Here is an 11355-nt window from a genome sequence, read left to right on the forward strand (position 1 = left end):
AGTATTTTGCCCAGCGTAACGGGTGGGGTACGCTGGTGGGGTTGCTTGACGCAACGACCCTCCTGCCACCGCACAATGCGGCGGCCGAAAACATTCAAATCTAGACCATAGGAGGTGATGAGGTCCGTGCGTCACTACGAAGTAATGATCATCCTCGATCCACAGCAGGATGAACGCACCGTTGCCCCGTCCCTGGACAAGTTCCTCGAGATCGTCCGTAAGGAAAACGGCAAGGTAGAAAACGTTGATGTGTGGGGCAAGCAGCGTCTTGCGTACCCAATCAACAAGAAGGAAGAGGGCATCTACGCTGTCATCAATCTTGAATGCGCAGCAGATACCGTCCAAGAGCTCGATCGTGTGCTGAGCCTGAGCGAATCAGTGCTGCGCACCAAGGTTCTGCGAACCGACAAGTAAAGAACGGCTTTCGGAACCACGGAAACGAAGGAGTCAAAACAATGGCACAAGGCGATACACCGATCACCGTCGTCGGCAACCTGGTTGCGGACCCGGAACTGCGGTTTATTCCAAGTGGTGCAGCGGTAGCGAACTTCCGCATCGCTTCCACGCCACGCCAGTTCAACCGCGACACGAATCAGTGGGAAGACGGCGAGGCCCTGTTTTTGACCTGTAACTGCTGGCGTCAGATGGCGGAGAACGTCGCGGAGTCCCTCACCAAGGGTATGCGCGTTATCGTCAACGGTCGCCTGAAGCAGCGCTCCTACCAGACCCGCGAGGGTGAAAACCGCACCGTGTTTGAGGTCGAAGTTGATGAGGTAGGCCCGTCCCTGAAGTACGCCACCGCGAACGTGCAGCGCACGCCACGCGAGGGCAACTCGGGTTACGGTCGCCCACAGCAGCAACAGCAACAGCAGCAGCCTCAGAACATGGGTGGGTTTGGTCAGGCGCCGCAGCAGCCTGCACAGCAACAGCAGCAGGCACAGCAGTCGCAGCCGCAAAACGATCCGTGGAATTCCGCTCCACCTGCCGGTGGATTCGGCGGGATGGACGACGAGCCCCCGTTCTAAGCATTTCCCACACATAAGCATTTTCAACTCAAGGAAGGTTAGGATTCATGAAACTGATCCTCACCGCTGCCGTTGATAACCTTGGCGAGGCAGGCGAGATCGTCGAGGTCAAGGGCGGCTATGGCCGTAACTTCCTGCTCCCACGTGGCCTGGCTATCCCAGCCACCCGCGGTGCAGAGAAGCAGATCCGTGATATTCAGCGTGTACAGAAGGAGCGCGAGGTCCGCGACTTGGACCACGCAAAGGAGCTGCGTGATCAGCTCGACCAGCTGACCGGCGTGAAGGTGCCAGTGCGCACCTCCGAAAAGGGCAAGCTGTTCGGCTCCGTCAAGCCTGGCGACATCGCAGCAGCTGTCAAGGCAGCCGGCGGTCCATCCCTGGACAAGCGCCGCATCAATGTACCGAAGGGCCTTGTTACCAAGACCGGTGGATACCAGGTCAAGGTGAACCTCCACGACAGCGTGGAAGGCAAAGTGAACTTCGAGGTCGTTAGCAAATAACGACGATTACCGATAGGTAGTCCAACGACAACAGCTTGAGAACGGGTCCCGCTTGTGAGGAGCGGGGCCCGTTTTCGTTTGCCTACCTGCGCTTGTGGATAACTCTCCACAGCGAGGCGGTGTGCCCCTCATGTGACGGTGTATCTAGCGCACCGCAAGCGCCTAGTCAAACCGGCTGGTAGCGGGTTATCCACCGGGGGTGCCAATGAGTATCGTCTTGAATAAAAGTGGTGTGACCTGCGAAGAGGTTGCTGTAGGGCGCGCCTTCGATGGCTTTTCCACACACTCTCCACACGTTGTGCACACCCCCTGTGGATAGATCCCAGGCACAATGGAAAACTATTCACAGCCCCTGTGGATAACTCAACTGGCGGTACGTGAATGTCTGGGGTATCCGGTACGCTGTTGTGCAACACGAAAGGGTAAAGGGTGCTGCATGGCTGAGAACTCGAGTGCCGCGAGCTTCGACGATTTTGACGACGACTACGTTCCACCACCGGAGCCTCCGGAGTCCTCGGTGCCACCGGAGCCACGCCAGTGGGACGGCGGGTCGTCGAACTTTAACCGGGGCCGCAAGGACCTGAAGGAGTACCGCCAGCCCCCGCACGACGAGCGCGCGGAGCGTTCCGTGCTTGGCGCCATGCTGCTCAACCAGGACGTCATCACTGACGTTTCGGACGCGTTGCGCCCGGAAGACTTCTACTTCCCGGCGAACCAGCTGGTGTACAGGACGATCACGGACCTGTACTCGCACGGATCCGACATTGACGCGGTGGTCGTCGCAGGCCAGCTGGACCGCAACAACGAGCTTGAGCGTGTCGGCGGCGCCCCCTACCTACACACGCTCATCTCCGAGGTGCCGACGGCCGCCAACGCCCGCTACTACGCGGAGATCGTCGAGGAGAAGTCGATCCTCCGCCAGCTGGTCAATGCCGGTACGCACGTTGTGCAGCTCGGCTATGAGGGCGAAGACGGCATGGAGATCGACGCGGTCGTGGACCGCGCTCAGCAGGAGCTCTTCCAGATCTCCCGCAAGAACGCTGGCGAGGACTACAAGGTGCTCGGCGACCTGCTGCAGGACACCGTCGACGAGCTCGCGGCCATCGCGCAGGGCGGTGGCCTGGAGCAGGGCGTGCCGACCGGCTTCATCGACCTGGATAAACTCACCAACGGCCTGCACGCGGGCCAGATGATCATCATCGCTGCCCGCCCGGGCGTCGGTAAGTCGACGCTGGCGCTGGACTTCATGCGCTCCTGCTCAATCCAGCAGGGCAAGACCTCAGTGATTTTCTCGCTGGAAATGAGCGCGTCCGAAATCATCATGCGCATGCTCTCCGCCGAAACGGAGATCAAGCTGTCCTCGATGCGCTCCGGCCAGATGGGGGAACAGGACTGGGAGAAGCTCACCCGTCGTCTCGAGGAGATCCAGGACGCCCCACTATTTATCGACGACTCCCCCAACCTCACCATGATGGAGATCCGCTCGAAGGCGCGCCGGTTGAAGCAGCAGCAGGGCCTCGACCTGATCGTGCTGGACTACCTGCAGCTGATGAGCTCCGGCAAGCGAGTGGAGTCGCGCCAGCAGGAGGTCTCCGAGTTCTCCCGTAACCTGAAGCTATTGGCGAAGGAGCTCGAGGTACCGGTGATCGCGATCTCGCAGCTCAACCGTGGCCCCGAGGCCCGCACAGACAAGAAGCCGCAGCTCGCCGACCTCCGCGAATCCGGCTCCCTGGAGCAGGACGCGGATATGGTCTTCCTGCTGTACCGCCCGGATTCCCAAGACCGTGACGACGAGCGCGCCGGTGAGGCGGACATCATCGTGGCGAAGCACCGCGGTGGACCAATCGACACGATTCCGGTTGCGCACCAGCTGCACTACTCGCGCTTCGTGAACATGGCGCACGGCTAATCCTGCACCCGTCCGGGGGTGGACAGCCAAGGCTGCCCTTGCTTAGGGTTGGCTCGCCATGCATGACACGCTGCGCGTTTCTGGCTAGCATTGTGGCCTAACACAGTTACGAACGAAGGAAAAGTCACAATGTCTGTCCGAATGATGCACGACGCACCGTCCGCGTGCGCCCACACGGTGGCCCAATTAGAGGAACGTATTACCGTCGCGAAGAACCAGGATTCGACGATGCTGCTGAACCTCCCCCGCAGCATCGACGAGCTGGCCGCCACCTCCCAGCCGAGCGGTGTCCTGCACCGCCTCCGCGGCCTGTTTAGCGCGTAGCGCGGAAGCGGCGTAGCCGCAGCGAGTTCGTCACCACGAACACGGATGAAAATGCCATCGCTATGCCTGCGAGCAGGGGGTTGAGCAGCCCGATGGCTGCCACGGGGATGAGCACCACGTTGTAAGCAAAGGCCCAGAACAGGTTGCCTTTGATGGTGCGCAGCGTCGCGCGCGACAGGCGGATGCCGTCGGCGGCGCTGACCAGCGAGTTATTCATCAGGGTGATGTCGGAGGCCTCGATGGCCACGTCGGTTCCCGCACCCATCGCCATGCCAAGGTCGGCCTGCGCGAGCGCCGCCGCGTCGTTCACGCCGTCACCGATCATCGCCACGCGTTTGCCCGCGTCCTGCAGGCTGCGTACCAGCTCGACTTTGTCAGCGGGGAGCACGCCGGCGGTGACGTTGGCGGCGTCGATACCCACTTCCTTCGCCACGGCGAGCGCGGTCGCGCGGTTGTCGCCCGTGAGCAGGTGCGGCTCGAGCCCCAGCTCCTTCAGCTTTTCGACGCCCACCCGGGAGTCTTCCTTCACGGCGTCGCGCACCGCAATAACCCCTTCAAGCACGCCGTCGACCTCGACGGCGACAACGGTCGCGCCAGTCGCCTCCATGGACTCGAAGGCGTCCTGGTATTCGCCGAGGTCAACCGTTGGGCGCCCCACCCGGACGTGCTTGCCGTCAACGGTCGCGCTGGCGCCGATGCCCGGCTCGTTCCGGAAGTCGGTGACGGACTCGGGAACGTCCGCAGAGGGAGCGTCCTGGGCGTAAGCGGTGATGGCGCGGGCGATCGGGTGCTCCGAGTGCGCCTCCACCGCGGCGGCGAGCGCGACGGCGTCGCTGCTGCCATTCGCGTCAACCACGGTCATTTGGCCGGTGGTGACGGTGCCGGTCTTGTCCATCACGATGGTGTCCACCTGGCGGGTGGATTCCAGGATCTCCGGGCCGCGGATCAACAACCCGAGCTCAGCGCCGCGCCCGGTGCCCACCAGGATGGCGGTCGGGGTGGCTAGGCCAAGCGCGCACGGGCACGCGATGATCAGCACCGCCACCGCCGCTGTGAACGCAGCGGCCACGCTATAGCTCAACAGCAGGTGCGCCACCAGGGAAAATGCCGAGATAGCGATCACGGTCGGGACGAAGATCTGCGCGATCTTGTCCACCAGCCGCTCTACCGGCGCCTTGCCTGCCTGCGCGTCCTTGACCAGTTGGCCCATCTGCGCGAGCGTCGTGTCCGAACCAACGCGCGTTGCCTGCACAAGCAGTCGGCCGTGCGTGTTCAGGGTTGCGCCGGTGACGTCGTCGCCTTCCTTGACGTCGACAGGAACAGATTCGCCGGTGAGCATCGAGGCGTCGATCGCCGACTGTCCCTCGACCACCGTGCCGTCCGTCGCGACCTTCTCGCCCGGGCGCACCACGAACGTGTCGCCGACCTTTACGTCGGCGATCGGCACGCGCGTCTCCACGCCGTCGCGCAGCACCGTCGCGTCCTTCGCACCCATCTGCAGCAGGTTGCGCAACGCCTCGGAGCTACGCCCCTTCGCGCGATGCTCGAACCAGCGCCCAAGCAGCAAGAATGTGATAACGACGCATACCGTCTCCAGATAGACCTCGTCCATCGCTGCCGCGTTCGGCACCAGGCTCATGTGCATTTTCATGCCCGGTTTGCCCGCGTTGCCGAAGAACAGCGCATAGATCGACCACCCGTAGGCGGCCGTGGTGCCCATGGAAATCAGGGTATCCATGGTCATGCTGCCGTGACGCAAGTTCAACAGGGCATTGCGGTGGAACAGCGACCCTGCCGAGAAATACACCAGGGTCGTGGCAGCAAACGCCGCCCACTGCCAGTACGTGAACTGCAACGCCGGAATCATCGACACCAGCATCACCGGCAGCGACACCACCGCGGACCACACGATGGTCCACAAGAGGGTGTCGCGCTCAGGTTCGGAGGGGGCGTCGGCAAGCGGCTCGTCGGCATCAGTGAACGTGAACGCATCGTAGCCCGCGTTCCGGATCGTCGTGATCAACGCATCAGGGTCAGCGAGCGTCGGATCGTACTCGACGGAGGCGGTTTCCGTCGAAAAGTTCACCGACGCCTCGACCCCCTCCATCTTGTTCAGCTTCCGCTGCACCCGCGACGAGCACGACGTACACGTCATGCCCGAAACGCCGAGTTCTATCTGTGCATTCGACATTAGAGCAGCTTGAACCCCGCTTCCTCAACCGCCTTATCGACGTCCTCCCTGCTCACCTCTGCGCCCTCAACCACAACCTTGCCGGTTGTGTGATCAGCGTTCACCGAGGTCACGCCCGGGATCTCCCCGACCTCTTCCTGGATGCTGAGCTCGCAGTGCCCGCAGCTCATGCCCTCAACCTGGAATGTTTGCGTTGCCATAATACTTCCTTCCTTCCTGCGGGAAACGCCCCGCACTTGTTAGTGTTGCATTAATAGCCGCCAATCTAGCAAAAAACGAAAAGGAGCTACCTAATGGCCACAACCGACCTCACTGAGGAAACATTCCAGGAAACCGTTCTCGGAGAGGGCATTGTCATCGTCGACTGCTGGGCGTCCTGGTGCGGCCCCTGCCGCCAATTCGCGCCTGTTTACGAAAAGGTCTCCGAGAAGCACCCGGATGTGACCTTCGCGAAGCTCAACACCGAGGAATACCAGCAGGTAGCGGTCGCCCTGGATATCCAGGCAATCCCGACGCTCATGGTGTTCCGCGACGGGATCATGGTCTACCGCGAAGCCGGTGCCCTGCCGGAGTCCGCATTCAACGACCTCGTCGAGCAGGTCAAAGCACTCGATATGGATGAGGTCCGCCGCCAGGTCGAGGCCCAAAACGCTGAGGAGGAGCAGTAATGGCAAACCCATTCGTGAAGGGCTGGAAGTACATGATGCAGTCCTTCGACACCAAGATCGACGAAAACGCCGACCCGAAGGTGCAAATCCAGCAGGCCGTCGCCGCCGCCAAGAAGCAGCACCAGGAAATCACTGAGCACGCAGCCGCCATCATTGGCAACCGCAACCAGCTCAGCATGAAACTGGACCGCCTGCTGAAGTCCCAGCAGGACCTTGAGGCGAAGACCAAAACCGCCCTCCAAACAAACGACGACGCCGCCGCAGAGGTCATCGCCACCCAACTGGTGTCCGTCGAGCAGGAACTCGAGCAAACCAAGCAGGCCTACGCCTCCGCCGAGCAAGCCGCGCAGGAAGCCCAAGCGAAGCAGAAGGAATCAGAGGCGCGCCTGCAGGAGCAGCTCGCCCAGGTCTCCCAGCTGGAGTCCCAGCTTGACCAGGCGAAAATGCAAGAGCAGACCACCGCAACCATGGACTCCATGAACCAGTTCGGTGGCAACGACAACGTCCCGACCCTCGACGGCGTCCGGGACAAGATCGAACGCCGCTACTCCCAGGCGCTCGGCGAGCAGGAGCTGGCCAAGTCCTCCATGACCGACCGGATGACCGAAATCGAGTCAGCCGGCAACGACGTCGCCGCCAGCGCCCGCCTGGATCAGATCCGCGCTGAGCTTTCCGGCGGCAAGTCGGCTTCGTCCTCTTCCGAGGCCCCGAAGGAAATCGAGGACAACAAGGACTAGGAAAACCTCAGCGCCGCAAACTGTAGTAACAAGATTGTAGTATTCCCCGAAAATACGTTCGAAATGGGGATTACTACAATCCTGTTGCTCACATTTAGAAAAACCGCAGCGCACAACGCAAAAAGAACGCCCCTGCCCGACCTGAATGTGTCGGACAGGGGCCTTGCTGTCTCGAAAGTGTGTTAGCTTTCGCGGCGAATATTGATGAGTACGCCGCGGATGCCGGAGTGGAAGCCGTCGCGAAGGTTGACGCGCTGGGTTTCCGTCAGGGTGTATTCGTGCAGGGTTTCGCAGGCGAACTGGAGCAGTGGCCTATCGATCTCCGGTGGTAGCCCGCCGCCGGAAAGCATGTGGGCCTTGTCGCGCTGTTCGCTGGATGCGGCGTTCTCGAACCACCAAGCTGCGTACTGTTGTCCCACGTCGTAGGGGGTTTGGAAGCCGGAGGACGTCCAGACTTCTTCTGGCAGTGGGACGTAGCGGGAGCGGAGTTTGCGGCGCGGTGCCATCATCGACGGCTTCGGTGCCGGTTTGGGGGCCGGTACGTCGTCGGTGTCCTCGTCGGAGATGGTTTCCGGCTTCGGGTCCTCGGCAGGTGTTGCAGGCTCTGCCGACTTGACCGGTGTCGGTGGTTCCGTGGGGACCGGGCCAGGCTTTGGGCCGGGCTTTGGCATATCGGCAGGCGATGGGGTCGGCGGGACCGCCGGGGTAACTGGGGTTTCCGCGGCCGGTGGATCGACCGGCTCGTCTGAAGCGGGCTCCTCAGCAGCAGGCTCCTCCGGCGCAGCGAGTGGGTCGGGTCCCAGGCCGGGCACTTCGGTGGGGCCTTGGTTGTCTTCGACGGGTTCGGCGTCGGCGATCGGGCGTTCCCGGATGCTTGGTGGGAGGGGCCCTTCGAGGACGCGGAGTTGCATGGAGTCTGCGAAGTCTTCGCGTGGGTCGAGGATGGTGGTGGTGTCGCAGGCGTGGCGGAGGGCGGAGGACATGGAGTCCCAGCCGAATCCGTAGAGGTGGACGCGTACGCCGTTGTTGGTGGCTTCTTCGACGCCTGGGATCATGTCGGCGTCGCCGGAGACAAGGACGAAGTCGCTGAACTGGCCACGTGTTGCGTTGATGACCAGGTCGGCGACGAGTCGGGTGTCGACGCCTTTTTGGGTGCGCCGCTCACCCCATTCGATGAGTTGCCCCGTGCGGAGTTGGACCCCGTCGCAGGAGCGCAGGGCGCGCTGGTAGCGGTGGGGTCCGGAGTCGGGGATGCCGTCGTACCACATTTGACGGTGGATGGGTTGGTGGAGTTGGTGGCTGATCATGACTCCGAGGTTGGCGACTACCTCGGGTAAGTCGATTTCTAATTGTGCTCGCGCGCCGATTTCCCATGAGTTGTAAAAGCTCGCCAGTAGGTAAGAAGTGTCGACGAACACCAGTGTGCGTTCAAGCATGGCTCCTAAATTCCGATTCTTTATTGTCGTTAAATTCTTTTCATCACAAGGCTACATATGTTTGTGTGCCTACTCATGCTAGTAGTTCAAGAAATTTCGTAGGGGTCCTTGCGAGCTACCTGACCACGGTTCTATAGTTAGTTAGTGCAGTAACTAACCAACGAGCTCGAAGGGAGAAATGGTGGTTGGGGATTCAGAGCCACTCTTCGTGCAGATCGCGAAGTTGGTGGAGGACCTCATCGTCGACGGGACGCTGAAGTCGGGCGAGCGGGCGCCGTCGACAAACGAGCTCGCAGCCTTCCACAACATCAACCCCGCGACAGCGCGCAAGGGCCTCGGCTTACTTGTCGACGCCCAGGTCCTCGAGAAGCGCCGCGGCCTCGGGATGTTCGTCACCCCGGACGCGCGCGAACGGATCCTGGAAACCCGCCGGGAAGCGTTCCCGGGTACGTTCGTCGCCCCTCTTATCGACGAAGCCGTCCGCGTCGGCCTGAGCCGCGACGACTTGATCGACCTTGTACATCGAGTAGCAGAAAGTAGAGGAATGTATCAATGAACGCCATGATTATCCGCGTCGATGGGCTAGAGAAGCACTTTGGTAAGAAGCACGTCCTCAACGGGGTGTCCTTCGACCTGCCGTCTGGTGGTATCCACGGGCTGCTGGGGCGAAATGGCGTCGGTAAGTCGACGTTGTTGCAGATCGTCGCGGGCCAACTGAAGTCCTCCGGCGGCGCCGTCGAGGTGTTCGGCCTGGCTCCGTTCGATAACGCAGCGGTGATGGACCGCGTCGCGCTCACCGGCGTCGACGTCGGCTACCCGGCGAGCTGGAGCGGCAAGGACATTCTCAAGGGCGCGCAGCTGCGGTACCCGAACTGGGACGATGGGCTCGCGCGCCGCCTCATCGACGACTTCGACCTCGGCGAGGCGCTCGGCACCACGTACAGCAAGATGTCGCGCGGCCAGCGCGCGATGGTCGGCAACATTGTCGGCATCGCCTCTGGCGCCGAGCTCACGCTTCTCGACGAACCCTACGTCGGCCTCGACGTCCACAACACCAACGTGTTCTACCGTCACCTCCTCGACGTCGCCGAGGGCGGGCGCACATTCGTGATGGCCACGCACCATATCGAAGAGGCGTCGAAAATTCTGAGCAGCGCCCTGGTGCTGGGGCGCGACGGCAAGGTCAGCGCGCACGTGACCGCCGACGATGCCGACGCCCACGCCGAGCGCCTCGACCTGAGCAACCCCCTGCGACCTGTCGATTTCGGCGACGTCATCGAGCACCTCCTGGAGGTGAGCTAAATGCAGACCTTTGTCCGCCCCGGCTTCTTCCGCGCCCAAATGTTCGCAGGCTCCAAATGGCGCTTCTGGATGACACTCTTCGGCCTGCTCATGGGCGCAGCGACCATCTTTGCCGACTGGTTGGGCAGCGTCCCGCTGGTCATTACAGCCGCGACATTCTCCTCGCTCCTCCTCTACGCGACCTTCATCCCCGAATCGGACGTTTTTCGCTCCTATGGGATGAACCGCAAGCGCGCCCTCGCGTACAAGCGCCGCGCCGCCCTCGTGGTCTGGGCCGTACTTTGCATCCCGACGCTGATCGTGAGCCCATCGCTGTACGGCCTGCTCGCCATCGCACTGGTCACCGGCTGGCTTGCCCTATACTTAGCTAACGACTCCACCACCGGCGAAGAACTCAACTCTTCCGACAACGGTTCGGCCATCATGGGGCTGCGTCTGGACCAGCCCCTCATCTTCCAACTCTTCTGGAAACAGCCGCTCCTCTTGGCCGTGGCCTTTGGCCTTGGCTCGGTCGCCGTGCAGTTTGCGGTGCGCTCGTTCGCCGACAAAACATGGATACCGTTCGTCGCAACCATCCCTGACCTTTTCCTTTTCGGTTGCTTCGCGGCTATCTATTCTTGGGGCACAAGCTCGCCGACGACGGCCCGAGCGTACGGCATTCCCCGTCGCACGTGGGCTCTGCATGAACTGGGTGCAGCGGCGGTGGCCGCGGGGATCTACGTTGCGCTGCGTACCCTTCCTACACTTCTCGACGCCCACACCCTGCCCACCGTGCCCCTCTGGGCAACGTTCATCTTGATCCTCACTGGACTTGCGATCCCGTTGGCCTGGGGACGCAACCAACTGGTGACGTTCATGGCCGTCATGATTCTCTGGCAATTCCTCCGTGACCCCGTGCCTTGGAAAGGAGCGGTGATGGTGGCCGGATGTGCGTTGTTGTTAGCACTTGTGACGCTCGCACTGTACGTCACGGGGCGCGCAAATGGCGCCCAAAAGAACCCTGATATGAAGTTGTAAAAATAACCTCTGGCCTGGCGATTTGTGTTGTTGTTGGTGTGTGTGTAACTTTATGTGAGTCAGCGAGACCGACAACGCCCCGCCAGACAGACTCTTTGAAGAGTTGGTTGGTGAGATGGCGGTTAGGAAAACTACCGCTGGCCGACATAATGAAATAGGTTCTGTGATACGGCGCGTGTTTGCGTTGTTGAGAATGTTTTGTTAGTGTCAATCTTCGTCGCTTTGAATGCGCCACTGTGTTTTGTG

The 11355-nt window shown here is 61.5% G+C and carries 13 protein-coding genes; 10 read left to right on the forward strand and 3 right to left on the reverse strand.

Annotated elements, in window-relative coordinates; translation table 11 throughout:
- Nucleotides 1-117: 117 nt before the first annotated feature.
- From rpsF to KBX13_RS10945, 5 genes are all read left to right on the forward strand, one after another.
- Nucleotides 118-414, forward strand: coding sequence for a 30S ribosomal protein S6 (rpsF, locus tag KBX13_RS10925; RefSeq protein WP_070361725.1), 297 nt, complete (start codon nucleotides 118-120; stop codon nucleotides 412-414).
- A gap of 41 nt (nucleotides 415-455) precedes the next feature.
- Nucleotides 456-1025 (forward strand): single-stranded DNA-binding protein, encoded by a 570-nt coding sequence (locus tag KBX13_RS10930; RefSeq protein ID WP_070361726.1) that lies wholly within the window; start codon nucleotides 456-458, stop codon nucleotides 1023-1025.
- A 47-nt stretch (nucleotides 1026-1072) separates the two neighbouring features.
- A complete protein-coding gene (gene rplI / locus KBX13_RS10935; RefSeq protein WP_070361727.1) occupies nucleotides 1073-1525 on the forward strand; it encodes a 50S ribosomal protein L9 in 453 nt (150 codons plus the stop codon).
- Nucleotides 1526-1961: 436 nt separating this feature from the next.
- Complete coding sequence (gene dnaB, locus KBX13_RS10940; RefSeq protein WP_256022176.1) at nucleotides 1962-3434, forward strand: replicative DNA helicase; 1473 nt, start codon at nucleotides 1962-1964, stop codon at nucleotides 3432-3434.
- A gap of 129 nt (nucleotides 3435-3563) precedes the next feature.
- Complete coding sequence (locus KBX13_RS10945; RefSeq protein WP_070361729.1) at nucleotides 3564-3758, forward strand: hypothetical protein; 195 nt, start codon at nucleotides 3564-3566, stop codon at nucleotides 3756-3758.
- Here the strand turns inward: KBX13_RS10945 and KBX13_RS10950 are convergent.
- Together KBX13_RS10950 and KBX13_RS10955 are read right to left on the reverse strand one after the other, a co-directional pair.
- Complete coding sequence (locus KBX13_RS10950) at nucleotides 3748-5949, reverse strand: cation-translocating P-type ATPase (RefSeq protein ID WP_256022178.1); 2202 nt, start codon at nucleotides 5947-5949, stop codon at nucleotides 3748-3750. The two genes, KBX13_RS10945 and KBX13_RS10950, sit on opposite strands and share 11 nt — an antisense overlap.
- On the reverse strand, nucleotides 5949-6149 hold the full coding sequence (locus KBX13_RS10955) for a heavy-metal-associated domain-containing protein (protein ID WP_071565750.1): 201 nt from the start codon (nucleotides 6147-6149) through the stop codon (nucleotides 5949-5951). The genes KBX13_RS10950 and KBX13_RS10955 overlap by 1 nt, the downstream gene beginning before the upstream one ends.
- A 93-nt stretch (nucleotides 6150-6242) precedes the next feature.
- Between KBX13_RS10955 and trxA the strand changes: the two genes are divergently transcribed.
- Together trxA and KBX13_RS10965 are read left to right on the forward strand one after the other, a co-directional pair.
- Entirely contained in the window at nucleotides 6243-6617 is a 375-nt protein-coding gene (gene trxA, locus KBX13_RS10960; protein WP_256022179.1) for a thioredoxin, read from the forward strand.
- Nucleotides 6617-7354, forward strand: coding sequence for a PspA/IM30 family protein (locus tag KBX13_RS10965; protein WP_256022181.1), 738 nt, complete (start codon nucleotides 6617-6619; stop codon nucleotides 7352-7354). Before trxA ends, KBX13_RS10965 begins: the two co-directional genes overlap by 1 nt.
- A 182-nt stretch (nucleotides 7355-7536) precedes the next feature.
- On the opposite strand, the gene KBX13_RS10970 is transcribed toward KBX13_RS10965, so the two are convergent.
- Complete coding sequence (locus KBX13_RS10970) at nucleotides 7537-8790, reverse strand: NYN domain-containing protein (protein WP_256022182.1); 1254 nt, start codon at nucleotides 8788-8790, stop codon at nucleotides 7537-7539.
- A 178-nt stretch (nucleotides 8791-8968) separates the two neighbouring features.
- On the opposite strand from KBX13_RS10970, the gene KBX13_RS10975 reads away from it, so the two are divergent.
- Genes KBX13_RS10975 through KBX13_RS10985 form a run of 3 tightly spaced genes read left to right on the forward strand, consistent with a single transcriptional unit; the run spans nucleotide 8969 to nucleotide 11109 of the window.
- On the forward strand, nucleotides 8969-9346 hold the full coding sequence (locus tag KBX13_RS10975) for a GntR family transcriptional regulator (protein ID WP_070361735.1): 378 nt from the start codon (nucleotides 8969-8971) through the stop codon (nucleotides 9344-9346).
- On the forward strand, nucleotides 9343-10092 hold the full coding sequence (locus KBX13_RS10980) for an ABC transporter ATP-binding protein (RefSeq protein WP_256022184.1): 750 nt from the start codon (nucleotides 9343-9345) through the stop codon (nucleotides 10090-10092). The genes KBX13_RS10975 and KBX13_RS10980 overlap by 4 nt, the downstream gene beginning before the upstream one ends.
- On the forward strand, nucleotides 10093-11109 hold the full coding sequence (locus tag KBX13_RS10985) for a hypothetical protein (RefSeq protein ID WP_256022185.1): 1017 nt from the start codon (nucleotides 10093-10095) through the stop codon (nucleotides 11107-11109).
- The last annotated feature ends 246 nt before the right edge of the window (nucleotides 11110-11355 follow it).

Origin of the sequence: Corynebacterium sp. CCUG 51687, assembly GCF_024453995.1 — a bacterium.
Taxonomy (GTDB): domain Bacteria; phylum Actinomycetota; class Actinomycetes; order Mycobacteriales; family Mycobacteriaceae; genus Corynebacterium; species Corynebacterium pseudogenitalium.